Annotated in this window: 27 protein-coding genes; all 27 read right to left on the bottom strand. The window is 38.8% G+C overall.

All coding sequences use genetic code 11. The features are described 5' to 3' along the window. Positions 1–432, bottom strand: coding sequence for a flagellar basal body-associated protein FliL (gene fliL / locus RYX56_RS13810; RefSeq protein ID WP_317122620.1), 432 nt, complete (start codon positions 430–432; stop codon positions 1–3). A gap of 1 nt (position 433) precedes the next feature. Beyond that, positions 434–646, bottom strand: a complete 213-nt coding sequence (locus RYX56_RS13805) for a flagellar FlbD family protein (protein ID WP_317122619.1) — start codon at positions 644–646, stop codon at positions 434–436. A gap of 96 nt (positions 647–742) precedes the next feature. Then, positions 743–1531: a flagellar basal body rod protein FlgG gene (gene flgG / locus RYX56_RS13800; RefSeq protein WP_317122618.1), complete on the bottom strand. Its 789-nt coding sequence runs from the start codon at positions 1529–1531 to the stop codon at positions 743–745. Positions 1532–1603: 72 nt separating this feature from the next. After that, positions 1604–1990 carry a TIGR02530 family flagellar biosynthesis protein gene (locus RYX56_RS13795; protein WP_317122617.1) on the bottom strand — a complete coding sequence of 129 codons (387 nt, stop codon included), beginning with the start codon at positions 1988–1990 and terminating at the stop codon, positions 1604–1606. A 13-nt stretch (positions 1991–2003) separates the two neighbouring features. After that, positions 2004–2504 carry a flagellar hook assembly protein FlgD gene (flgD, locus tag RYX56_RS13790; RefSeq protein WP_317122616.1) on the bottom strand — a complete coding sequence of 167 codons (501 nt, stop codon included), beginning with the start codon at positions 2502–2504 and terminating at the stop codon, positions 2004–2006. A gap of 9 nt (positions 2505–2513) precedes the next feature. Continuing rightward, positions 2514–3776 (bottom strand): flagellar hook-length control protein FliK, encoded by a 1263-nt coding sequence (locus RYX56_RS13785; protein ID WP_317122615.1) that lies wholly within the window; start codon positions 3774–3776, stop codon positions 2514–2516. 20 nt (positions 3777–3796) lie between these two features. Then, entirely contained in the window at positions 3797–4360 is a 564-nt protein-coding gene (locus tag RYX56_RS13780) for a MotE family protein (protein WP_317122614.1), read from the bottom strand. Positions 4361–4376: 16 nt separating this feature from the next. Next, positions 4377–4814, bottom strand: coding sequence for a flagellar export protein FliJ (fliJ, locus tag RYX56_RS13775; protein ID WP_317122613.1), 438 nt, complete (start codon positions 4812–4814; stop codon positions 4377–4379). 11 nt (positions 4815–4825) lie between these two features. Next, positions 4826–6133, bottom strand: coding sequence for a flagellar protein export ATPase FliI (fliI, locus tag RYX56_RS13770; RefSeq protein WP_317122612.1), 1308 nt, complete (start codon positions 6131–6133; stop codon positions 4826–4828). Continuing rightward, positions 6111–6938, bottom strand: a complete 828-nt coding sequence (fliH, locus tag RYX56_RS13765) for a flagellar assembly protein FliH (RefSeq protein WP_317122611.1) — start codon at positions 6936–6938, stop codon at positions 6111–6113. The genes fliI and fliH overlap by 23 nt, the downstream gene beginning before the upstream one ends. Beyond that, positions 6931–7947 carry a flagellar motor switch protein FliG gene (gene fliG / locus RYX56_RS13760; protein ID WP_317122610.1) on the bottom strand — a complete coding sequence of 339 codons (1017 nt, stop codon included), beginning with the start codon at positions 7945–7947 and terminating at the stop codon, positions 6931–6933. The genes fliH and fliG overlap by 8 nt, the downstream gene beginning before the upstream one ends. Before the next feature lie 12 nt (positions 7948–7959). Continuing rightward, positions 7960–9537 (bottom strand): flagellar basal-body MS-ring/collar protein FliF, encoded by a 1578-nt coding sequence (fliF, locus tag RYX56_RS13755; protein ID WP_317122609.1) that lies wholly within the window; start codon positions 9535–9537, stop codon positions 7960–7962. A gap of 59 nt (positions 9538–9596) precedes the next feature. Then, positions 9597–9905, bottom strand: coding sequence for a flagellar hook-basal body complex protein FliE (fliE, locus tag RYX56_RS13750; protein ID WP_317122608.1), 309 nt, complete (start codon positions 9903–9905; stop codon positions 9597–9599). A 13-nt stretch (positions 9906–9918) separates the two neighbouring features. Beyond that, the gene (gene flgC, locus RYX56_RS13745; RefSeq protein WP_439108498.1) at positions 9919–10368 is read right to left on the bottom strand and encodes a flagellar basal body rod protein FlgC; all 450 of its coding nucleotides are present in this window, start codon (positions 10366–10368) and stop codon (positions 9919–9921) included. Between the two features lie 8 nt (positions 10369–10376). Continuing rightward, positions 10377–10772 carry a flagellar basal body rod protein FlgB gene (gene flgB, locus RYX56_RS13740; protein ID WP_317122842.1) on the bottom strand — a complete coding sequence of 132 codons (396 nt, stop codon included), beginning with the start codon at positions 10770–10772 and terminating at the stop codon, positions 10377–10379. Between the two features lie 355 nt (positions 10773–11127). Then, complete coding sequence (gene codY / locus RYX56_RS13735) at positions 11128–11907, bottom strand: GTP-sensing pleiotropic transcriptional regulator CodY (protein WP_317122606.1); 780 nt, start codon at positions 11905–11907, stop codon at positions 11128–11130. A gap of 22 nt (positions 11908–11929) precedes the next feature. Beyond that, a complete protein-coding gene (gene hslU, locus RYX56_RS13730) occupies positions 11930–13339 on the bottom strand; it encodes an ATP-dependent protease ATPase subunit HslU (RefSeq protein ID WP_317122605.1) in 1410 nt (469 codons plus the stop codon). Positions 13340–13375: 36 nt separating this feature from the next. After that, positions 13376–13927, bottom strand: a complete 552-nt coding sequence (hslV, locus tag RYX56_RS13725) for an ATP-dependent protease subunit HslV (RefSeq protein WP_317122604.1) — start codon at positions 13925–13927, stop codon at positions 13376–13378. Positions 13928–13951: 24 nt separating this feature from the next. Continuing rightward, positions 13952–14860 carry a tyrosine recombinase XerC gene (gene xerC / locus RYX56_RS13720; RefSeq protein WP_317122603.1) on the bottom strand — a complete coding sequence of 303 codons (909 nt, stop codon included), beginning with the start codon at positions 14858–14860 and terminating at the stop codon, positions 13952–13954. 60 nt (positions 14861–14920) lie between these two features. Continuing rightward, positions 14921–16228 carry an FADH(2)-oxidizing methylenetetrahydrofolate--tRNA-(uracil(54)-C(5))-methyltransferase TrmFO gene (gene trmFO, locus RYX56_RS13715; RefSeq protein ID WP_317122602.1) on the bottom strand — a complete coding sequence of 436 codons (1308 nt, stop codon included), beginning with the start codon at positions 16226–16228 and terminating at the stop codon, positions 14921–14923. 261 nt (positions 16229–16489) lie between these two features. Continuing rightward, a complete protein-coding gene (gene topA / locus RYX56_RS13710) occupies positions 16490–18562 on the bottom strand; it encodes a type I DNA topoisomerase (protein ID WP_317122601.1) in 2073 nt (690 codons plus the stop codon). Between the two features lie 165 nt (positions 18563–18727). Further along, a complete protein-coding gene (gene dprA / locus RYX56_RS13705; protein WP_317122600.1) occupies positions 18728–19600 on the bottom strand; it encodes a DNA-processing protein DprA in 873 nt (290 codons plus the stop codon). A 105-nt stretch (positions 19601–19705) separates the two neighbouring features. Beyond that, positions 19706–20620, bottom strand: a complete 915-nt coding sequence (gene sucD / locus RYX56_RS13700) for a succinate--CoA ligase subunit alpha (protein WP_317122599.1) — start codon at positions 20618–20620, stop codon at positions 19706–19708. 84 nt (positions 20621–20704) lie between these two features. Further along, positions 20705–21865 carry an ADP-forming succinate--CoA ligase subunit beta gene (sucC, locus tag RYX56_RS13695; RefSeq protein ID WP_317122598.1) on the bottom strand — a complete coding sequence of 387 codons (1161 nt, stop codon included), beginning with the start codon at positions 21863–21865 and terminating at the stop codon, positions 20705–20707. 296 nt (positions 21866–22161) lie between these two features. Then, positions 22162–22338 (bottom strand): small, acid-soluble spore protein, alpha/beta type, encoded by a 177-nt coding sequence (locus RYX56_RS13690; RefSeq protein ID WP_317122597.1) that lies wholly within the window; start codon positions 22336–22338, stop codon positions 22162–22164. A gap of 79 nt (positions 22339–22417) precedes the next feature. After that, a complete protein-coding gene (locus RYX56_RS13685; RefSeq protein WP_317122596.1) occupies positions 22418–22687 on the bottom strand; it encodes an EscU/YscU/HrcU family type III secretion system export apparatus switch protein in 270 nt (89 codons plus the stop codon). Next, complete coding sequence (locus RYX56_RS13680; protein ID WP_317122595.1) at positions 22684–24438, bottom strand: hypothetical protein; 1755 nt, start codon at positions 24436–24438, stop codon at positions 22684–22686. Before RYX56_RS13680 ends, RYX56_RS13685 begins: the two co-directional genes overlap by 4 nt.

Here is a 24438-nt window from a genome sequence, read left to right as displayed (position 1 = left end):
CTATTGAATAACCCAACTAGTTGTATAAACCTGAACAACAGATCCATCTTGCAATAGTTGATTAATTTGATCGCGTATTTCTATTTCTAATTCCTCAATCCCAACTGAACCCGAGAGCTCAGGAGATTTTTTACCTGATAAAGTGCGTAAAATAATATTTTCGACTTGAAAATCTCGCTTTTCGATTTCTTTTAATACTTCTTTACTATCAACATGAATATGAAATTGCGTACGGACGAAATCATTTGATAGGAGATTGGTTGTAATTTCATCAGTCACATAAGATTGGGCAATAATCTCATCAATCGTTGGCTCAACACTCGCTTCAGGCTGCTTCGTAAAATGATTGAATAGAACAAGAGTAATGACTCCGACTAATGTTAGTGCAATAAGAATGATAAGCATGATGTTTACGAGCTTATTTTTAAACAAATCAAGAGCCCTCCAAATCTGTGTGAGATGCCATAAGACCAATTTCTTTGTAACACTGATTAATACGTTTAAACACGTCTTCAAGCTCATCTTGAACGACGATTTTCTTTCCATTAACTAGTGTAATCGTCGTATCCGGAAAAGCTCCTACCTGCTCAATCAATAAGGCATTAAGCATGAATGGTTGCCCATTTAAGCGAATTAATTTAATCATAAGAATATGGATGGGCTATATGGTTAACCATAGCCCAAACCTCCTCTACTTATAAGATGATAGAAATAAATCTAGTTTTCATTTGAAAGGTTCCTATTAACGCTTCAAATTAACAAGTTCTTGTAATATTTCATCTGACGTTGTGATAATACGAGTATTCGCCTGGAACCCTCGCTGGGCTACGATCATTTCAGTAAATTCCTCTGATAAATCAACGTTAGACATTTCAAGCGTACCAGCAACAAGGGTTCCTGTACCACCATTACCTGGCGATTCAGCTGCAGGGATTCCAGAGTTAGTTGATTGTAAGTATAAGTTTTCTCCTGCTTTTGTTAAGCCTTCTGGATTGGCGAAGTTAGATAGTTGAATCGTTCCAGCCGTTTCTAAGTCTCCAGTTGCATTAATGAAACTTACGATCCCATCTGCCCCTACACTAAAGCTCTGAGCTGCAGGCGGAATATTGATATTACCAGCTGCACCTTGTAAGTACAAACCATCTGAATTGACAATATCGCCCTCTTGATCCAAATAAAAATTCCCTGCCCGTGTGTAATAGTTGATTGGTCCATCTGCTACCGTAAAGAAGCCATCACCTGAAATCCCTAAGTCTAGGGCGCGGTTCGTATTTTGTAAGCTTCCTTGGGTGTGAATGGTATCGACACTCGCAAGTTGTGAACCTAATCCTATTTGTCTTGCATTGACACCCCCACGGTCAGCACCTGGGCCTGTAGCACCAGCAATTTGTTGGCTCACCATATCTTTAAATGTTGCACGACCCTTTTTAAAGCCGAATGTGTTTACGTTTGAAATGTTGTTCCCGATCACATCTAACTTTGTTTGAAAGTTTCTCATTCCTGAAATTCCTGAGTACATTGAACGTAACATGTATGTCACTCCTTTTAGTGTATGCTGCTTCTATCATTCGGCAGCGACAGCCTCCCAGTAGGGTCCAGCCTTTTAGTCCATCAAAATCGTTCCGTTAATATTTGTGAATATCTGAGCCTTTGCTTCATTACGATCCAATACGGTTATAACCGTATTGTTTTTAGCACTTACGACGAGTGTCGCGTTATCTGTTATGACTAAAGAATCCGTGATCCCTTTTTGTTTTGCTTCTGCTACTTTTTCTGAAATCGCCTTCCACTTTGTCGAATCAATTTCAATTCCTCTTTTATCCATTCTCTCTGTGGCATGTTTACTTACTTTTAAAGAGTTTGGTAGATGTAATTGATTATTCAATACCGTTTGGAAAGATGTTTCAGTTGCTTGCCTTTTTGGTATTTCTTTATTGGGAAAAGGTTTCGGAAGGGAATGGATAGGTTGAATTTGAAACCCTCTATTCATTTACACACACCCTTTACTTACTAGTTTCACTTTCCTCTTCACTTGGTTTATTCGTACCGTTCGTTTGAACGCCACTTACTTGAGTAAGCTGTTCATGGTGAATCCAACGATTATTGTCTAGTAAAATTCGGATCGTCCCGTCAAATTCTACTTTGACTGATTGAACTTTATTATCGCTGTATTGAAGCTCTGTTCGATAATCATCCACATCGACTTCCTGAACCCATTTCACTTCTTTTCCAATTAATTCACTAAATTGAACAAGGCTTTGACTTGTTTGAGTATCGACAAATTTTTGAATCGTCGTGTTCATATTCGTCATTTGCTCAAGGGATGAGAATTGGGCCATTTGTGCAATAAATTCACGATCATCCATAGGATTAGATGGATCTTGGTTTTGAAGTTGAGTGATTAATAGTTTCAGGAAATCATCTTTACCAAGTCCACTTTGACCAGTTGTAGACGTTGGTTTCGGCTTATTTTGAAGAAAGTAACTTTCGTTAATCGTAGTCATACTCATCACCTACACTTTTTCGTTAATCGTTAATTCTTCCAAAAATACTTGAAAAGAATCGTTCTCATCTTCTGATTCGGTTTCATTTTTTTCTCGGTCGTCTCTTGTTTGATCTTTATTGGATTGTTGATCGTCCTTGACACTTGTTTGGTGCTGATTAACAACTTCAACCCTTTCAACATTTAATTGTTGATTGATAAATGCTTGACGGAGATGTTGCAGCTGAGACTCCACGAGTTCTTTTGCAGTTGCTGAACTTGTTAATAGTCTTGCCACTAACACTCCTTCAATTTGCGTTAACTGGATATCAAGCCTTCCTAAATGGGCAGGGAAGAGCTTCACAGAAAAATGATTCATTCCCGCTTCATTGGCTTTAAATACTCCTCGTTGCATTAATTGTTGAAATTGCTTTAACAGTTGTTCTTGTTGCACTTCTCTTGGGAGCTGTTCTCCAATATGAATGACTGCTTGCTGAGTTCTTGTCATCATTTGCCCTGCATCAAGCCCAAATTGTGGCAACATCAACCCTTGATTTGGTTGCTTGTTTACTCCTGACCGTATGAAAGAAGAGGTGGTGTCCTCTTTTTCATTCATTAGCTTTTGTAGAGCATTTATAAATAATGGTTCGTTAGTTGAATCTTGTTTTACAGGCAGATTCATACCACGCAAAGTCCCTTTGGAAATTTGCGTCATTTCCTCTACTAATCGTTGTAATTGCCCAACGATCCTTTCAATCTTTAGATCCATTCTATCCATTTGCTGATCAATTCTAAGCATTGGGAAAAGTTGAACCAATACGTTGTTTACTTCTTTTGAAAGGATGGGAGATGATCGTAGAACTGCTTCATTCTCGATTATTTGACTAATGATGAGACCAGCCACAATTAATTGTTCATCCGACCAACCTGGCATATCCTCAATCAGCGTTTCATTAATATGAACCGCCATTTCTAAAGATTCATTAAGGTTCAACCATTCAGCAAGTTCTTCTTGCCAACTCTCTGGCAGAAACGAAAGTAATGTCTGTATCGTTTCATCCCGTAGCAATTCATCTTGATCGATTTCAATGTCTTGCTCTACTAGTGACTGAAGCCAATTCATTACATCGAATGACGGGGTTTCAGGTTCGGTCATCAGCATCGCATCTGGTGCAAACTGACTTCCTAATAGTTGTGCGAACTGCCCTGAGTCCGGTAGCCCTGCTCCGACCTTCATTGATGAATGGGATGCCGCGGTTGATGGAGGGGTAAGCATAGCCATTACTGTGTTCACTTCTTAACCTCCTTTCACTCTTATTGATTCGTCAAACGACTCATCAATTCTGCTGCCCTCGAAGCTTCCATTTTCGCTAAGATTGCAGCTCTTGAATCAGTCGATAGTTGTGAGAGATGAAGAAGAGCTTCTTCGGTTTGTAACTCAGATAAGATAGCTGCTGCATTTTTAGCTGACATAGCCTCATATGTTTTGGCTATCTCTGTTAGCTCCTTGGTAGCTCTATTAGACATTTCTTGCTCAACAAGCAGCTTTTGCTCTAACTCTAATTTCTCTGTCTCAAGCTCTCTTACTCGTTCATTACGTTCAGCCAACTGTTGCTCTAGCGAGGAAATTTCATTTTGCTGCTCTTCACTCGCTTCAATCTGGTTTGTAACCAACTCTACTTCTAATTCTTCTTCTTGTTCTTTAAATAAACTAGATACATAAGGTATAGATGAGCTTACTTGTTTGGCCTGTCCCCATACATCAAACCCAATGATATTTAGGATGACACTAAAAAAAATGATCCCAAAAATGACTGGTATAAAGATGACAAGAACAAACATTTGAAATGCACTTGTCGTTTTTTCTTTTTTGCTCATGTTCTTTCACCTAATTTCAACGCTTTTGAAAAAGTTGAATGGCAATGTCATCCATTTGTTCGTTTTCAAGACGAGTTTGCTCTTGTTTGTACTGTTCAAATTTAACTTGCTTTAATTTTTCATATTTTTTGAATTCGATTGAATGCTTCACCATATCTTGTTGCTTTATAGTCATCCGTTCTCTTGCTCGCTGTGTCGTTCGTTGCTGTTCATGAATCGCTTGCTGCATACGAAGTAATTGGGATTGGCTTGATTGAAGCTCATAAATCGAAATGCCTTTCGCTACTTTTTGCCTACCTGCTTCTTCAAGATTTTCCTTCTTTTTCAGTAAGTCATAAAGCTCTGTAGCGACACGTTCAAATTGATCCATTGCTTCTGTGTATTGATTTTGGCTTGTTTGACGTTCCTGTTCCTTTAGATTCATCACTTTTTGTAGGGTAAAATCAAAAGACATCTATACACACCTCACCCGAATTGTTTCATTAACAAATTTGTAGATTCATCGATTGTCATCATTTCATTTGTCGCTTGAGTAAGAAAGGAGATAATCATAGGGTAAGCTGCTATTGCTTCATCAATTTCTTTAGAAGATCCTCGCTTATAAGCACCAATGTTTATTAAGTCTTCTGCTTCTTCATATGTAACTAATAACTTCCTTACTCGATCAGCTGCTTGTCTATGTTTATCATCAGCTAAATCAGGCATAAGCCGACTTACACTTTTCAATACATTAATAGCAGGGAATTGTCCTTTATTAGCGAGACGGCGATCAAGCACTAAGTGACCATCAAGTATCCCTCGCACCGCATCAGCAATTGGTTCATTCATATCGTCCCCATCAACTAACACGGTATAAAAAGCCGTTACACTTCCTTTAGCATCCGTACCAGAGCGTTCTAAGAGCTTTGGTAACATCGCAAATACAGATGGTGTATACCCTTTTGTAGTAGGAGGTTCTCCAATAGCCAGCCCTACCTCCCGCTGCGCCATCGCAAAACGAGTCACCGAATCCATCATTAAATTGACATCAAATCCTTGATTCCTAAAATACTCCGCGATGGCTGTAGCAGTCATCGCACCTTTAATTCTCATTAAAGCTGGTTGATCAGAGGTTGCTACTACTAAAATGGTGCGCTTTAAGCCCTCTTCTCCTAAATCTCTTTCAATAAAATCTTTCACTTCACGTCCACGCTCACCAATTAAGGCTATGACATTTATATCTGCAGAGGAATGTTTCGCAAGCATTGCAAGTAAGGTACTCTTCCCTACCCCACTCCCTGCGAAAATACCAACACGCTGACCTTTTCCGACTGTAAACAAACTATCGATTGCTCTGACTCCTAGATTCATCTTCTCTTCAATACGAGGTCTTTTTAATGGATTAGGAGGTTGGTTGTCCGTTGGAAAGGAGGTCAACCCTCGTGGTAAGGCGCTCTCATCTAAGAGTTGACCGCAACCATCCACTACTTTTCCTATCAAACCGGTTCCTACTTTAATCTGAAGAGGCTTCCCGGTTGCTTCCACTAAACTTCCAGGAGAAATTTCAGCTACACCATTTAGGGGCATTAACAAAACATGCTCATCTCTAAAGCCAACAACCTCTGCCCGTACTTTTGTTTTTTGGTTCTTCCCAACGAGGATATAACAAAGATCACCAATTGATGCAATCGGACCAACCGATTCAATCATCAAGCCAACAACACGGACTACTTTTCCATACCATTTATAAGGAGAAATAGTGTGGACTGATTTAATCAGTGACTTGGCTTTCATGTCCTACCTCCTCAATTCTTAAGAGCAGTTGTTGTTTTAGTTCATTAAGCTGATGGTCAATTGTTGCATCGATTCGTCCAAATTTCGTTTCAATTATACAGCCATTTTCCGAAAGCCCGTGATCTGCATAAATGTACAGCTCTTCTGTATGAGTAACTAAACTCTTTAACTCTTCTTTTTGCTGTCTAGTTCTCTCATACCAGGAAGGATGAACGTAAATTTTCACTTCTTCATGCTCTTGAACTTGTTTGATCACTTGTTGAACTAATCGATTCCATGTAGTCGCTTCTTCCTTTAATTGGGTGCCGATCATTCGATGGCATAATTCTACAGCTAACTCAACGATGACTGGTTCAGCTCGCTCAATGATTTTGTAGTATTCATCTTTCGCACTCATAATCACACTATTTGCTTCTTCAATAACGGAAGCGTACTCTTTGAATCCATCACTTTTACCATTTACTAAACCTTCTTGGTATCCTTGCTCTTGCATTTCTTGATAAGCTAGTTGTTGCTGATTATGCGCCTCTACTTGATCGAGCTCTAGTTGATCATACATCTTCTTAATTGCGGCTTTCGCTTCACTTATAAGTTGGTTTGCTTGTTCTTCACTTTCTTTTAGACGTTGAGCGATCGCTTCTTCTGTATCCGATTGATTCATTGGGATAACTTGCTGTTCTTCCCCACGAACTTCATTTCCTATTAAAGGTTGAAACGTTTCATGTTGAAACAACTTTTTAATCGTGATTTTTTTAGCTTCTTTATCAGAAGAAGGGAAATGACTTGATTTGATGACTCTAGACAATGACATCATCTCCTCCGCCACGTGCAATGACGATCTCCCCTGCTTCCTCTAGGCGCCTTATGACAGCCACGATTCTCGTTTGAGCTTCTTCCACATCACGTAATCGAACAGGCCCCATAAATTCCATCTCATCTTTAAATGCTTCAGCCATTCGTTGAGACATATTTCCAAATACAATCTCTTTGACCTCATCACTCGCCACTTTAAGAGATAATTGCAGGTCTTCATTTTCAACATCGCGGATGACTCTTTGAATCGAACGATTATCTAATGTCACGATATCCTCAAATACAAACATTCTCTTTTTAATCTCTTCTGCTAATTCAGGGTCTTGAATCTCAAGGGCGTCTAGGATCGTTCGCTCCGTTGAGCGATCTACGCTGTTTAAGACATCTACCACTGCCTCAATTCCGCCTGCTTCGGTGTAATCTTGTGTCATAGTAGATGATAGCTTTTGCTCTAAGATCGATTCTACTTCATTTATTATCTCAGGCGAGGTACTATCCATTAAAGCAATTCTTTTTGCTACATCAGCTTGCACTTCTTGTGGTAGCTCTGAGAGGATTTGTCCTGCCTGAACAGAATCTAAATAACTTAAAATTAAGGCAATCGTCTGAGGATGTTCATTTTGAATAAAATTTAAAATTTGAGATGGATCTGATTTTCTAGCAAAATCAAATGGACGTACTTGCAAGGTAGAAGTCAAACGATTAATGATATCCATCGCATTTGCTTCTCCAAGTGCTTTTTCTAAAATACTTTTCGCATATCCAATTCCACCCTGAGCAATATAATCTTGAGCTAAAACTAATGAATGAAATTGCTCTAATATATCTTCTTTCATTTCGCTATCCACTTTACGAACATTCGCAATTTCAAGCGTTAATTGTTCAATTTCCTCCTCAGACAAATGCTTATACACTTGTGCAGATACATCTGGCCCAAGTGAGATCAGGAGGATTGCTGCTTTTTGCTTACCTGTTAACCCTTTTTTAGTTGACTGTGCCAAAAGTCTTCCCTCCTAATCCTCAGATAACCATGTACGAAGAAGTTTTGAAAATTCATCTGGTTTTTCTTTTGCCATTTTCTCTAATTGTTTGCGTTTTGTTGCCTTCTCGCTCATATCCTCATTAGGAAGGTCTGGTACGACGGCCGCTGTTTGTTCGATCACGTACTCTTCTTCCTCTGCTTCACGTTTTCGCTTCTTAGCTAATAAAACGAGTAATAATAGAATGATAACGACTAAAATTCCTGCAGCAACGTACATCCATACAGGTATGATCGTTTGTGTTTGCTCACCGATTTCGGCTTTTCCTTCAAATGGTTGGGACGAGACAAAAATCTTTTCATTAATTCCTGCTTCTGTTAGCTCATCCGCATATATACCTGAAATACTCGTACGTACAACCGTTCCTAGAATTTGTTGGATATCATCTAATTTCTCTTGTGGTAAGACGTCCATTCCTTCTGGAGGTTCTACCATTACCTGAATTCCTAAGTCTCTGATTTTATATGGGCTTTCTACGATGTCTCGATTAATTCGATTTACTTCGTTGTTAATTCGATCTTCTGTTCGTTCATATTCTGAATCACCTTGACCGACAGCACCAGGGAAGTTAGGAATGCCTTCGCCAGTACCTTCTACCCCGCCTGGAGGTGTGCCTTCACCGGTGTACGTTTCGGTGATTCGTTCAATACTAACTGCAATACCTTCAATGTTTTCAGTATCAACAGGCTCTACCAATGTTTCTTGTCGATTTTCTTGAGTGAAATCAATATCAGTCGTAACTGACACTAACACCTTATCTTGACCAACGACGGTACCTAGCATTCTTTGTAAATTTCTTGTTAGATCTCTCTCAATTTCACGTTGGATCGACCTTTGCTGTTCAAATGCTGATAGCGTCGTTGTTTGATTCCCATCATTATCGTAAAAATAATCCTCAAACATTTGGTTCATTATGACGATATTTTCAATAGGAAGGTTTGGAACACTTTTTGATACTAAGTGATAAAGTGCCTTCACTTGGTTTTGATCTAGTTGGTATCCAGGCGCTAAATCAACAATAACAGAGGCAGTTGCAGCCTCTTGAGTTGTATTTAGCCACACACTTTCCTCTGGTAAGGTAATCATGACATTAGCATGATTTACACCATTGATATTACGGATCAAATCCGCTAGTTCGGTTTGCATCAAACCTCTTTCCATAACAGAAAATTCATTATCCGTCATGCCAAAGCCCATTTGATCTTGGAAGAAACTATAATCAATACTTCCACTTCTAGGTATACCTTCTGCTGCTAAGTCTACTTTAAGACTATCTACTTGAGCTTCAGGAACTAAAATAGTCGTTCCGTTGTCTGAAATTTCAGCAGGAATCCCTCTAGCATCTAACGTTTCTTTAATTTGCCCAGTTTCTTGTAGGGTTAAATTACTGTAAAGAGGGACGTTATTCGTTCTATTCCCTAAAAATAAGATAAAAACAAGTAATAGAGCAGCGGCGACTAGCGAGATTAAGATGATATTCTTCTGCTTGCTCGTACGACCACTCCAATATTCTGTTACTTTCTGCTTATAAAGTACAAATTTCTCGTTCATGCGCCCTCCTACAACCTACAAAGCCAATTACTTCATGCACAATTATGTTCTTAAAACAATTAGACTTGCATTCTCATAATTTCTTGATAAGATTCAATCACTTTATTTCGAACTTCCACCGTAGCTTGTAATGCTACAGACGCTTTTTGCCCCGTAATCATTACATCATGTAAATTAGTAATTTCCCCTCGCGCTAATTGCTCTGTTTTTAAAGCAGAAACGTTTTGAAGTTCATTTACATTATGAACAGCTTCTGTTAAAGCTTTTTTAAATGTTGCTCCAGCTTGTGCAGGGGTATGGTTCATTTGACTGACTAGCCCTAGTTGATTTTGTAGCATAAAAGGAGATGACACCCTGTTAATATCCATCTAATATCCCCACCTATCTTCCTATTTCAAGTGCTTTCATCAGCATATTCTTCGTAGCGTTTAAAGTCGTGACATTTGCCTCATACGATCTTGTCGCAGTCGTCAAGTCAACCATTTCACGTAAAGGGTCTACATTTGGTAATTCCACATATCCTTCTACGTTTGCATCTGGATGACTAGGATCGTAGACAAGCTTGAAAGGATTTTGATCCTCTACAATTGCTGATGCCTTCACGCCAGATCCAATCTCTCCTTTTTGCCCCATAGCTGTATGTAAATAGGAAGAGAAAGGTGTTTTCTGATTTGGTTCAACAACGACCATTTTTCTTCTATAAGGTACCCACTCTCCATTGACTTGCTGGGCACGAGTTGTTTCAGCATTTGCCATATTAGATGAAATCACGTCCATTCGGAGACGTTGCGTTGTTAATGCAGAGGAACTCGTATTAAAACCACCAAAAATCGTCAAAATTAGTTACCTCCTCTAATAACCGTTTGTAAACTTTGAAATCTTCCATTCATCCGATCAATTAATGCATTGTAATAAATTTGATTTTTTGCTAATTCGGCCATTTCTAAGTCAATATCGACATTGTTCCCATTATGGTTATATGTAGTGTTTTGATTCACTTGTACAGCAGGTCCTGGTCTATTAGAACTAAAGTCGACGTGTTTACTATTTGTTTTCGTTGCCTGTAACTGATTTCCAATAACTTCATTTAATGTATGTTTAAAACTAACCGTTTTAGCTTGGTAATTAGGTGTTCCAGCATTTGCTACATTTTGAGAAATCGCATGCTGACGCATTTTGGAACCATCCAAACCTCTTTCTAAAACGTTAAAGGTTGAGTTAGAAAATAAATTCAATCTCGTCCCACCTTTCGACATAATTCCTTGTATTTCAATTAAATTCTTTCTATACAAACAATTTTATACATATTTTCACACAAAACTCACTACGAAAATTGTAATCAATATGTCCCAAAAAGTCTAATGAAGATTGTGAGGATTTTAGATTAGATAATAAAGAACTACCATTTTTAACATACTTTAGTCACAAATACACCGGAGTATATCTTATTATAAATTCATTAATAATTTTTTCAACCTAATTATTTTACAATATTTTACCATATAAATGAGAGTTTCCTCTTATAGGTACATATACTCACAAAAAAAAGACCACTTAAAAGTGGTCTTTTTTAGACTATACATTAATTTATTACTTTGTTTTGATCTTCTCAAGTTCCATTAAGAATTTATCGTTTAAGACTTTGATATACGTACCTTTCATACCAAGAGAACGAGACTCGATTACCCCTGCACTTTCTAATTTACGAAGTGCATTTACAATGACTGAACGAGTAATTCCTACACGGTCGGCAATTTTACTAGCTACAAGTAATCCTTCTTTGCCATCAAGTTCTTGGAAGATATGCTCAACTGCTTCTAATTCACTGTATGATAGTGAACTAATCGCCATTTGAACAACCGCTTTACTACGTGCCTCTTCTTCAATTTCTTGTGTTTTTTCATGTAGGATTTCCATTCCTACTACAGTTGCACCGTATTCAGCTAAAATCAGATCATCATCGCTAAATGAATCATTTAAACGAGCAAGTACTAATGTACCTAAGCGTTGGCCTCCACCTAATATCGGCACAATCGTCGTTAATCCATGTTGGAACAAATCTTTGTTCTCTACAGGAAATGCTGTGTACTCACTATTAATATCTAAGTTTGGAGACGTATCTTCTACTTTCGATAAACCACCTGTATACTCTTCAGGGAACTGGCGATCTTCTAACATTTTTTTCATACGCTCATTTTCAATCTCTTGTTTAATAGCAAATCCTAGTAGCTTACCTCGACGGCTTACTACGAATATATTTGCACTGATTGCATCACGTAATGTTTCAGCCATATCCTTAAAGTTTACGTGTTGTCCTCCAGATTTTTGTAACATTTCATTGATTTTTCTTGTTCTTGATAATAAATTCATATCAAATCTCCTCCTAGGAATCCTATAAAATATACTGGCTTAAGTCGCGATTTTTCGCAATTGTTGCTAATTTTTCTTCAACGTATTCAGGTGTAATCACTATTTCTTCTAGCGTAATATCCGCTGCTTCATATGATAGATCTTCTAACAGTTTCTCAAGCATGGTATGAAGTCTTCTTGCACCAATGTTTTCAGTATCTTGATTGACCTCGGTAGCAATTGTCGCAATCTTACGAACAGCATCGTCAGTAAATGTAACTTTTATACCTTCTGTTTGTAAAAGAGCTGAATATTGTTTTAATAACGCATTATCAGGCTCTACTAAGATCCTCACAAAATCATCTACTGTTAAGTTCTTAAGCTCTACACGAATCGGAAAACGTCCTTGTAATTCTGGGATTAAATCAGATGGCTTTGCAATATGAAAGGCACCTGCACCTATGAAAAGGATATGGTCTGTTTTAACCGCTCCATATTTTGTTACAATGGTTGAGCCTTCCACAATCGGTAAAATATCTCTTTGAACGCCTTCTCTTGAAACATCAGCAGATTGTCCTGAAGATTTACCTGCTACTTTATCAATCTCATCAATAAAGATAATACCTAATTGTTCAGCACGCTCTACTGCAAGTTGTGTCACCTCATCCATGTCGATGAGCTTTTGAGCTTCTTCTTCAGCTAGAGTACCTCTTGCATCACTTACAGCCATTTTACGCTTCTTACGCTTTTTAGGGATCATACCTCCAAGCATATCTTGCATGTTCATGCCCATTTGTTCCATACCCGCACCTTGAAACATATCCATGAAATTTTGAGTTTGTTCTTCCACTTCAATGGTGACCATACGATCTTCTAATTCACCTAAAGCAAGTTGATGAGCAACTCTTCTTCTTTGTTCCTTGATACCCTCTTCTTCAGTAGTTGAATCATCTGTAGGCTGCTGACTTCCAGGCTGATTTCCAAAAATCATTTCGAAAGGATTCTTATAGGATGAGCTTTGTTTCTTTTTAGAAGGAGCTAACAATTCCACTAAACGTTCATTCGCTTGTTCAAGTGCTTGTTCCCTTACACCTTCCATTTTCTCTTCCTTGACGATCCGTACACTCGATTCAACCAAATCACGTACCATCGATTCAACATCACGTCCAACATATCCAACTTCTGTAAACTTTGTCGCTTCAACTTTTATAAAAGGGGCACCTACAAGCTTAGCAAGACGACGAGCGATTTCCGTCTTACCGACGCCAGTTGGTCCAATCATTAGGATGTTTTTAGGTGTTACTTCATCTTTTAACTTGTCTTCAAGTAAGCTACGGCGATACCGATTCCGAAGAGCGATCGCAACTGATTTTTTCGCTCCCTCTTGACCAACAATATATTGATTTAGGCGTCCAACGATCTCTTTTGGTGTTAGGTTGGCTTTATTTTTCAACGCAATCACTCTCCATTTATCGTTTCTATCAAGTCTTTAGAGAAGTTCTTCGACGACTAGATTTAAATTTGTATACACACAAATTTCACCAGCTGTTTCTAGAGCTGCTGTTGCAATCTCTTTGGCAGACAAGGTAGGCGCATGCTTTTTCAATGCACGTCCGGCAGATAAGGCGTAATTCCCACCAGAACCAATCGCTAAAATGCCATCATCTGGTTCAATCACTTCACCAGTACCTGAAACTAAAAGAACATGATCGCGATTCATCACGATAAGCATGGCTTCTAAGCGTCGTAATACTTTATCACTCCGCCACTCTTTAGCAAGCTCTACTGCCGCTCGTTGTAAATTGCCGTTGTACTCCTCTAGCTTACTTTCAAACTTTTCAAAGAGAGTAAATGCATCTGCAACTGACCCAGCAAACCCTGCTAAAACTTTCCCTTGATAAATTCTACGTACTTTCTTAGCTGTATGTTTCATTACTACCGCATTTCCAAACGTAACTTGCCCATCTCCTGCCATCGCACATTGACCATTATGTTGTACAGCAAATATCGTTGTTGCATGAAAAGTTGTATTCGCATCCATTAATAGACCTCCTCATCACGATTGTTAAGCACGGGGGTGATGATTTTTATATACATCACGCAATCTCTCTTTCGTTACATGCGTGTAAATTTGTGTCGTTGATAGATTTTCATGTCCAAGTAATTCCTGAACTACACGTAGATCAGCACCATTATTTAAAAGATGTGTCGCAAATGAATGTCTTAGATCATGCGGACGTACATGTTGATGAAGAGAAGCTTCTTTCACTCGTTTCGATAAAATGGTGCGTATACTTCTCTCCGATAAAGGACCTCCACGATAATTCAGAAAAAGCCGTTTAGTCTCACCATTCCCCTTTTTCAGTATATTTACTCGCGCATCATCAATATATTCTTTTAATGCATCTACAGCAAACGAACCGATAGGAATATAACGTTCTTTTCTTCCCTTACCTGTTACAAACACGGTGCCAATATGAAAATCGATGTCTTCTACTTCTAGATGACTACATTCACTAACACGCATTCCTGTGGCATAAAGGAGTTCTAGTAGGGCACGGTCCCGTTTATCTAGAGGCTTCTCACCTTGAAACGCATCAAATAATTGAAGCATTTCTTCTTCATACAGAAAAGTAGGTAACCTTCCCGCTTTTTTAGGAAGATACGTCTCTGCAAACACATTAGTCGTTAAGATTTCTTCTCTCATTAGATAGTGAAAAAGACTACGCATGGACGAAATTTTTCTAGAAACCGAATTCCTCGCATACGCTAACTCATGTAAATAAGTTAAATATGAGCGCACAAAAAGATATGTCACCTCAGTCAATGAAAAGCATTCGTGCTTCTTCATGAAATGACAGAAATCATCTATATCACGTTGATAACTTTTAACGGTATGTACAGAATAATTTTTCTCAACCTGTAAAAAACGAATAAATTCTTTGATCCATTGTTCATCTTTTGACTGATTCACCTGAATCACCTCACAGAGCTACTAAATTCTAACACGATTTAGTAGCTCCCGCAATAATATTTACATTTTTTTCACAAAATTCTGAATTGACCCTAAAGCTCGTGAAGCTAGTTGTTCATAACGTTCCTTTTTGTTTTTGATTCGCACTTCTAATGGTGGTAGTAAACCAAAGTTCGCATTCATCGGTTGGAAGTTTTTTGGATTCGCAGTCGTAATGTAATTAGCCATGCTACCGAGAATCGTTTCCTCTGGGAAAGTGATTAACTCTTCATTTTTCACAAGCTTGGCTGCATTAATTCCTGCAATTAAACCAGCTGCTGCAGATTCAACATATCCTTCAACCCCCGTGATTTGACCAGCAAAAAAGAGATCATCGCGGTCTTTATACTGATAGGTTGGCTTAAGTAAGTTTGGAGAATTGATGAATGTGTTACGATGCATAACACCATAACGAACAATTTCTGCATTCTCTAAACCAGGGATTAACTTTAATACTTCCTTTTGAGGGCCCCACTTTAAATGAGTTTGGAAACCAACAATGTTATAGAGAGTACCGGATTGATTATCTTGACGAAGTTGGACAACTGCATATGGACGCTTGCCAGTTTCAGGATGTTCTAGTCCTACTGGCTTCATCGGTCCAAACAACATCGTCTTCTTTCCACGCTTAGCCATTACTTCAATTGGCATACACCCTTCAAAGAAAACTTCCTTTTCAAATTCTTTTAAAGGTACTGTTTCAGCAGTAATTAACGCCTCGTAAAAACGATCAAATTCCTCTTCAGTCATTGGGCAATTTAAGTAAGCCGCTTCACCTTTATCATAACGAGATTTCAAGTAAACTTTGTCACGATCAATTGAATCCGTTTCAATGATTGGTGCTGCTGCATCATAGAAATATAAATATTCCTCACCAGTTAAAGATTGAAGTTCTTTTGATAATCCTTCAGAAGTTAATGGACCTGTCGCAATAATCGTTGGGCCTTCTGGAATTTCCGAAATTTCTTCATTGAAAACAGTCACATTAGGGTGGTTTTTCACTCGATCTGTTACATGTTGAGCAAACTCATGGCGGTCTACGGCAAGCGCGCCTCCTGCAGGCACGGATGAATCATCGGCAGAACCAATAATAACCGAATCAAGCTTTCTCATTTCCTCTTTAAGCACACCAACTGCATTTGTTAATCCATTTGAACGAAGCGAATTACTACAAACGAGTTCTGCAAATTTATCTGTATGATGAGCAGGTGTTTGTCTAACCGGTCTCATCTCATATAAATGAACCTTTATATCACGTTTTGCTAGTTGCCATGCAGCTTCGCTTCCGGCTAATCCAGCACCAATAACATTTACATGCTGTTGTTCCATACTAAACGCCTCCACTCAATTAAAATCATTCAAAAAGGTCTGAACGGTGACTATGGCAAGAACAAGATCATCATACGGAGATCATCTTGTTGTTTTCTTGCACATTAGCGGTTCAGACCCTTGGTTTTCTCTCGTTCAATCATTATACACACTAGATTGTCTCAACTAACCATCTTTTCAGTGGTGATCGATCACCACTTATTCGCTTGAATCCTAATACATCATAATACTTTTTTCGTCAAGATTCAACAATTTAATCTGTTAATTTGTTTCTTCTTTGTAATCACAAGAAGAACATTGTACATTGACACCCTTTTTCGTCTTCTTCTCAACAAGCATACTTGAGCATTTTGGACAAGGACGTGCAATGGGTTTATCCCATGAAATAAACTCGCATTCAGGATAGCGATCACATCCGAAGAACGTACGGCGCTTCTTGCTTTTACGTTCGACGATGTTTCCTTCATTACAAGTCGGACATTTAACACCAATATCTTTTACAATTGCTTTTGTATTTCGGCATTCTGGGAAGTTTGAGCAGGCCATGAACTTTCCATAACGCCCCATTTTATAGACCATTTCATGTCCACATTTTTCACAATCTTCTCCAGCTGGTTCGTCTTTTATTTCGACTTCTTTCATTTCTTCTTCTGCTACTTTGAGACGTTTTTCAAATCCTTGATAGAAATCATCAATGATATGTACCCATTGATGGTTTCCTTCTTCAATTGAGTCTAAATCCGTTTCCATTTTCGCTGTAAATTCTACATCTAAGATCTCAGGGAAGAATTCTACAATTAGCTCTAACACAATCTCACCAAGTTCTGTTGGAACAAAGCGCTTTTCTTCTAGAGCAACATATCCACGTTTTTGGATCGTATCAAGTGTAGGTGCATAAGTAGATGGTCTTCCTATTCCAAGCTCTTCCATCGTTTTTACGAGCCTTGCCTCTGTGTATCTTGGAGGTGGTTGCGTAAAATGTTGATTCGGATCGATGTTTTCCTTTTTTACCGTTTGTCCTTCTTCAAGGTTTGGAAGGAGGCGATCTTCTTCTTTTTTTCCATCATCATTACCTTCAATATATACCTTCATAAAACCAGGGAACTTCACTTTAGAACCAGTTGCTCTAAACACTACCCCTGCGTTCTCTAAGTCTACTGACATCGTGTCCATTATGGCTGGGGCCATTTCACTTGCGACAAGACGTTCCCAAATCAAACGATAGAGTCGAAGTTGGTCACGAGATAGGTAACTCTTTAAGCTTTTAGGGTCTTTAAATACAGCAGTTGGGCGGATCGCTTCATGCGCATCTTGTGATTTTTTATCTTTTTTTACGGTACGTTGCCCGACTCTAATATAATCTTTACCAAATTGCTCTTCAATATATTTTCTTGTTTCTGTTTGGGCGGTTTCTGAAATGCGAGTTGAGTCTGTACGCATGTAGGTGATTAAACCGACTGTACCTTCTTTACCCAAATCGATTCCTTCATACAATTGTTGAGCAATCATCATCGTTTTCTTAGCTCTAAAGTTAAGTTTTCTAGCAGCCTCTTGTTGAAGAGAAGAAGTCGTAAAAGGTGTTACCGGATTTCGTTTACGTTCTTTCTTCTTAACTGAATTAACATCAAAAGATCTCCCTTTTAACTTCGCTAAAATGGCTTTTACTTCTTCTTCTGACTTCAATTCCTGTTTTTTTCCATCAACGCCATAAAACTTCGCATCAAACTGTTCATCTCCAAGCGAGAACTGTCCTTGGATCGTCCAATATTCTTCTGGAACAAATGCTTGAATTTCTTTTTCACGTTCAATAATCATCTTTACAGCGACAGATTGAACTCGTCCTGCGCTTAAGCCCTTTTTTACTTTTTTCCATAATAGAGGGCTAATGTTATAACCTACTAAACGATCAAGGATTCGTCTTGCTTGTTGGGCATCTACTAAATCCATATTGATTTTACGAGGTGTTTTAAAAGCATCTTTTATTGCTTGCTTTGTAATTTCATTAAATACAACCCGACAGTCTGACGTCTCATCGATATTCAGGCTATGCGCTAAGTGCCACGCAATGGCCTCTCCTTCACGATCGGGGTCAGCTGCGAGATAAATTCGTTTCACTTTTTTTGCAGCGGTCTTTAATTCTTTTAACACGGGACCTTTCCCGCGGATTGTAATATACTTTGGTTGAAAATCTTCCTCAACATCTACTCCCATTTGACTTTTTGGTAAGTCTCTGACATGTCCCATTGAAGCCTTTACAATGTATTTTTTGCCTAAATATTTACCAATGGTCTTTGCTTTGGCGGGAGATTCAACGATTACTAAATAATCGGCCATAACAAGCAGCTCCCTCTCTCGAAGTTAATTTAAAATCTTCCCTATTATTAAACAGACTTTTACCATTTGTCAAACAAGAGTTTTAAAAGACGGTGGCGATTTAAGCTTAAAATGACAAAAAACGCCCCTATTATATAGAAGAAACTCGGAAAAATAATGACGATTTTATGTCCATTCCTCAAGTATATCTTGAGCTGATATAGTTAGTTTTGCTCCTTGTTGAATTAACAAATTCGTGCCTTTAGACCATTCACAATCAAAAGGACCTGGTACAGCAAAAATATCACGGTTTTGGTCTAGAGCTTGATCTGCAGTAATGAGTGAACCGCTTCTTGTCTTTGCTTCAATGACCAGAACCCCTCTTGCCAAGCCACTAATAATACGATTTCTAGCTGGAAACGTCCATTTTTTTGGAGGGTGATGAGGAGGATATTCACTCAATACAAGCTGATGGCGACACATGTAGGAGTAGAGACCTTTATTAGAGGAAGGATAGGGAAAATCAAACCCAGAACCGAGAACGGCGATCGTTTGTCCTTTGTTTGAAATAGCTTGCTGGTGGGCACAAGCATCTATACCTACTGCTAGACCACTTATGATCGTGAATTGAGCTCTTACAAGCTCCTCAACCATACAAGCAACTGCTCTAACCCCTCTATTAGTAGGTGTTCTAGTGCCAACAATTGCGAGTTGCTTCGAACTCTTTAGTAATTCTAGATTGCCACGATAATAAATCACCCAAGGCGGATCATAAAGCTCTAACAGTTGTTTTGGATAGGACTCATCGAACTTCGTCATCACCATTACTTTATTAGATTGAAGCTGTTTCTCATATTCAACCGGATCACTATCATCTAAGTAGAATCGTAGTTTCTCAGCTTTCTCTTTTTTTATAGTTATTTGCTTCATTAGATGATTAGAAGAGGTTTCATAGATTTTCAGAAGTGTAGGGTCTTCTTGTTGAATATCACGTAATTGCTTCCAAGATAAATAGGTACTGCTATGAAGATGAATCAATCGTTGGCGGAATGTACTCAATGAATTTACACATCCTCTATATGGAGTTTTTGAACGAGGGATAATTAGAAGATAAGAAGAATGGGTATAAAAAAAGGCTCCCCAAAGAAGAGGAGCCTTCTGTCATTATTTTGCTACTTCGTGAGTTGTACACTTCTCAAGTAGGTCATTTTCTTTAAGAGCTTTAATTAATGTTTCACCCATAACAGATGGAGTTTCAGCAACACTTACTCCGCAGCTTTCAAGAGTTTTGATTTTTTCTGCAGCTGTTCCTTTACCACCTGAGATGATGGCGCCAGCATGTCCCATACGCTTTCCTGGAGGCGCAGTTTGTCCACCAATGAAGCCTACAACAGGCTTTTTCATGTTAGCTTTAATCCACTCAGCAGCTTCTTCTTCAGCTGTTCCGCCGATCTCACCAATCATGATTACTGCATATGTTTCAGGATCTTCATTGAATAATTCTAAAACATCGATGAAGTTTGTTCCATTAACAGGGTCTCCACCAATACCTACAGCAGAAGATTGACCAATACCAGCTGTTGAAAGCTGATGAACGGCTTCATATGTTAATGTACCAGAACGAGAAACGACTCCAACGTGACCTTTGTTGTGAATGTAACCAGGCATGATACCAATTTTACACTCTTCAGGCGTAATCACACCTGGGCAGTTAGGTCCGATTAAACGAGTTTTCTTACCTTCCATGTAACGTCTAACACTTACCATATCCATTACAGGAATGCCCTCAGTAATACAAATTGCTAGATCTAATTCAGCGTCTACCGCTTCCATGATCGCATCTGCAGCGAAAGCTGGTGGTACATAAATGACGGATGCATTAGCTCCTGTTGCTTTTACAGCATCTTCAACTGTATCAAATACAGGTACGCCCTCAACTTCTGTTCCGCCTTTACCAGGTGTTACACCACCAACGATTTGTGTACCGTATTCAATCGCTTGCTTAGTGTGGAATAGGCCAGTAGCGCCTGTAATCCCTTGTACGATTACTTTTGTATCTTTGTTAATAAGGATACTCATTCTTTTTGTCCCGCCTTTCTTTTTGAACAAACATTTTGTAGAACTTTATTGTAGAACATATTAGCCATATATTCCGTTTTGAATTTATTTTACTAAAGAAACGATTTTTTGTGCACCATCAGCCATAGAGTCCGCAGCTGTGATGTTCAGGCCAGATTCGTTAAGAATCTTCTTACCTAGGTCTACGTTTGTACCTTCAAGACGTACAACTAGTGGAATTTCAAGCCCTACTTCTTTAGTAGCTGCTACAACACCTTCTGCAATGATGTCACATTTCATGATACCACCAAAGATGTTAACGAAAATTCCTTTAACATTTTCATCTGATAAGATGATTTTGAATGCTTCAGTAACTTTCTCAGCAGTCGCACCACCACCAACATCAAGGAAGTTAGCTGGATCACCACTGTAATGCTTAATGATGTCCATTGTTGCCATAGCAAGTCCTGCACCATTAACCATACAACCGATGTTACCATCTAACGAGATGTAGCTTAGGTCATATTTAGAAGCTTCGATTTCTTTCTCATCTTCTTCTTCAAGATCACGGTAAGCAAGTACGTCTTTTTGACGATATAGAGCATTTGAATCAAAGTTTAACTTTGCATCAAGCGCCATTACTTTCCCGTCTCCTGTAGTAACAAGTGGATTGATCTCAGCAATCGAGCAATCCTTCTCAGAGAATGCTTTATATAGTCCCATCATGAACTTAACAGTTTGTCCGACAAGTTCTTTAGGAATATTAATGTTGAACGCAATACGGCGCGCTTGGAAGCCTTGAAGGCCAACAGCTGGGTCAATTACTTCTTTGAAGATTTTCTCAGGAGTTTCTTCTGCAACTTCCTCGATTTCAGTTCCGCCTTCTTCTGAAGCCATTAATACTACGCGATTTGTAGCACGATCAAGTACTAGACCTACATAGTATTCGTTTTTTATATCGCATCCTTCTTCGACAAGTAAGCGCTTAACTTCTTTACCTTCAGGACCTGTTTGGTGAGTAATAAGTGTCTTACCTAAAATCTCATCCGCATATGTACGAACTTCATCCATGTTCTTTGCAACTTTAACACCGCCAGCTTTACCACGGCCTCCTGCATGGATTTGAGCTTTAACAACACAAACGTCTGTGCCTAATTCTTTTGCAGCCTCAACTGCTTCTTCTACTGAGAATGCGACTTTCCCATTAGGGACCGCAACTCCGTATTGACGAAGGAGTTCTTTTCCTTGATACTCATGAATATTCATTCTCTCTCCAGCCTCCTATCAATTGCATGTAATTTACACGTCGTTCTTATTTTTCATGGATGAACGACAAATTCCTCTTTCATTTTAGCATTTTTTAAAATATTTTGGGAGTAAAAAGTGAAACCTCTTTCAAATTTCTTTTTATTCTCACTATATCGTCTCTTCATTTTAATAGGAAAAAATCGTCAAAACTCAACGGTAGCATACGCTTTCGCTTTATTCATTTACTATTTCCGCGAGTAAAAACAATTTATAAAAAAGCTAGCAATTCGAGATCGAATTGCTAGCTTTCGGTATCATTCCTCAGATTTAGCTTGTTTATTTGCATTTTTCAGCATCGACTTTGTCATATCTTTCGCTTTCGCGTCTTGCTCTTGAATCGAATGATGAACACCAAACTCTTGCGCGTACTCCTCTTTAAACTCATTCATAAATGAATCAACTTCAGGTACTGCTAATTTATTTTGTTTCATATGAGCTAACCTCCCACAAGATTTTCACCTTTTAAATAAGGTGTGTGGGATGTAGTATGCCCGATTAACAGACGATCTATCAGGTTTGATTTTTGTCTAAGCGATAAAGGAAAGCAAATACTTCGGCAACAACTTCATATAATTCTGGTGGGATCGATTGATGAATGTTAAGCTGCCCCAACAACTCTACAAGTGATGCATCTTCTTGAATAGGTATATTGTGACTCGTCGCTTTTTCAATTAATTCCTCCGCTATAAATCCCTTTCCTTTGGCAATGATTTCTGGCGAATGCTGTTTATTTGAATCATATCGAAGGGCTACTGCTTGTTTTTTTGCTTCATGATTCATATGCGAATATCAACTCCCCGGTAGTCCACTCGCTTATTATATACCTGTTCATTGGACGGTTTATGGCTAGGTTGCTCATAATCGGTGATTTTTTTCCATCCAAAAGCATTAAGCTTATAATCCTTTTGCTCAAGCGTTGCTTTCAAGCTCGGCAATAGTAACGAAATTAAACTCGTTGGCTTATCATACTCATTAAAAACATTTATAGAAATGACTCGATTTTGTATTTGCATATCTACAATCATTTCATTCAGATTCTCAAGCTCTAAATAAAAAAGAATACGGCAATGATTTGGGTCAAGTTGTCCATTTGATTGACGTCTACCTTCCCATTGCACCGTTAAATCCGTCTGAAAACTACCTAGTGCAAGGGGCAGTTGTAACAACACTTGATGGAGGGGGCCTTGTTGTTCTACTGCCATTAGCTGACTTCCTGTGATTCTCTGGACAGCTTCTCCAACTTTTTCTTTTAAGCCTTCAGGTAGCTCATTTTGCAGTTGCATCAAGATCCCCTTAAGCCGGTCGGTATGTATGAAGTCTGAACGATTGGGATTTTGTAGATGCTTGAACATCTCACTCTCATGGTCATATCCTAATAGTGATATGATTTGCTGCAACGAAGACAAAGGAGAGCGCATTCCTTCTATTTGCTTAGGCTGTACTGTTTGATTTAGCGTTGTTTGTAGTTGAATTCGTTCATCATTGGTTAGTTGTTGTGAAGAAATCTTTAAAAGTACACCCTCTAGATCAGCTGCTTTAAGCGATGGTTGAACTAATTGCAGCAATTGATTCAATTGGATACTGCCATCTTTTCCTGCAGGAATGGCTAAAGCGTTCATCATTCTCTCAAGGGCTACTTGAGGCTCCAATTGAGTGAGGGAATGGATAGTAGCTTGTGGGAGAAGCTGCTTAACTACTGGTTGGTTTTCTGGTGCAGTAGCCGCTTGATGGACCCTAGCTAAAAACGATTGCACGTCTTCATTCGGATTCATCACGCCCATTTTAACAAGCAAAGATGTAGCAGCTTGTCTCTCCCCTTCTGTTGAAGAAGATGGAATGAGTTGACTTAAAAGATGTTGAACCGGCGAACGTGATTCTTGCCATTGACTTTGATTAAAAAATGATTTAAGAGCAGATTGAAGTTGTTGAACGGTAGGCTCTAGCCGCTGTGCAGATTGCTCTGTTGCATGCATTAATTGCTGCAATTGTTGATGGAGCATCGGTTCCTTTTGGAAGGATAGAAGGGCATTTGCTGTATCTTTTGTTAAGGGTAATTTCTTTTGTATCATAGTCTGTACAACTTCAATCGCCTCTCGGTCGTATCGATTAAGAGAGGTTAATAGTTGGGCGGCATCCTTTAATACAGCTTTTGGCAGCGTCATTTGATTAGTTGATAAATGTAGCAAAAGGGCTTCCATCGCTTTTGATTGAGGTAGACCTAACTCTCGTATCATTTGTTGATTGACACCTGTACTCAACTCAGTCGATTGTTTCCCTGAGTTTTCAATGACTTTTAACCGAGGAACCCCACTCCCCTCTTGAACTTCAAACCAATATCGCCCACCAACCGTTAAAGACGCTTCAAGTCTTGCCGTCAGATGCATTCCATTAATGGAAAGTGAAGCCAAATGATTGGGGAAAAGCTTTGTAATTTTCCCTTGAAAAATATGCCCTGGTAAAAATGTGAGTGGTGAACGCGATGTCTGACTCAATTGGTTCGTTATTAGCTGACTGGTCGCCTTTATGTTCAT

This window comes from Alkalihalophilus lindianensis, from assembly GCF_032843265.1.
GTDB classification, from domain to species: Bacteria; Bacillota; Bacilli; order Bacillales; family Bacillaceae_D; genus Alkalihalophilus; species Alkalihalophilus lindianensis.
The sequence above is the reverse complement of the archived record's forward strand: the minus strand, read 5'-3'. Positions and strand labels throughout refer to the sequence as shown.

Coding starts and splice junctions, on each gene's coding strand:
- RYX56_RS13690 (WP_317122597.1), bottom strand. CDS start 22,338: ATGAAACAAAATAAATTAGCAGTACCTGAAGTTGATTCATTTATGAAT.
- fliI (WP_317122612.1), bottom strand. CDS start 6,133: ATGAAAGCCAAGTCACTGATTAAATCAGTCCACACTATTTCTCCTTAT.
- flgG (WP_317122618.1), bottom strand. CDS start 1,531: ATGTTACGTTCAATGTACTCAGGAATTTCAGGAATGAGAAACTTTCAA.
- RYX56_RS13780 (WP_317122614.1), bottom strand. CDS start 4,360: ATGAGCAAAAAAGAAAAAACGACAAGTGCATTTCAAATGTTTGTTCTT.
- flgD (WP_317122616.1), bottom strand. CDS start 2,504: ATGACTACGATTAACGAAAGTTACTTTCTTCAAAATAAGCCGAAACCA.
- fliF (WP_317122609.1), bottom strand. CDS start 9,537: ATGAACGAGAAATTTGTACTTTATAAGCAGAAAGTAACAGAATATTGG.
- trmFO (WP_317122602.1), bottom strand. CDS start 16,228: ATGGAACAACAGCATGTAAATGTTATTGGTGCTGGATTAGCCGGAAGC.
- hslV (WP_317122604.1), bottom strand. CDS start 13,927: ATGGATGCGAATACAACTTTTCATGCAACAACGATATTTGCTGTACAA.
- codY (WP_317122606.1), bottom strand. CDS start 11,907: ATGAATTTATTATCAAGAACAAGAAAAATCAATGAAATGTTACAAAAA.
- fliJ (WP_317122613.1), bottom strand. CDS start 4,814: ATGTCTTTTGATTTTACCCTACAAAAAGTGATGAATCTAAAGGAACAG.
- RYX56_RS13680 (WP_317122595.1), bottom strand. CDS start 24,438: ATGAACATAAAGGCGACCAGTCAGCTAATAACGAACCAATTGAGTCAG.
- fliE (WP_317122608.1), bottom strand. CDS start 9,905: ATGGATATTAACAGGGTGTCATCTCCTTTTATGCTACAAAATCAACTA.
- sucC (WP_317122598.1), bottom strand. CDS start 21,865: ATGAATATTCATGAGTATCAAGGAAAAGAACTCCTTCGTCAATACGGA.
- sucD (WP_317122599.1), bottom strand. CDS start 20,620: ATGAGTATCCTTATTAACAAAGATACAAAAGTAATCGTACAAGGGATT.
- RYX56_RS13805 (WP_317122619.1), bottom strand. CDS start 646: ATGATTAAATTAATTCGCTTAAATGGGCAACCATTCATGCTTAATGCC.
- topA (WP_317122601.1), bottom strand. CDS start 18,562: ATGGCCGATTATTTAGTAATCGTTGAATCTCCCGCCAAAGCAAAGACC.
- RYX56_RS13795 (WP_317122617.1), bottom strand. CDS start 1,990: ATGAATAGAGGGTTTCAAATTCAACCTATCCATTCCCTTCCGAAACCT.
- RYX56_RS13685 (WP_317122596.1), bottom strand. CDS start 22,687: ATGAATCATGAAGCAAAAAAACAAGCAGTAGCCCTTCGATATGATTCA.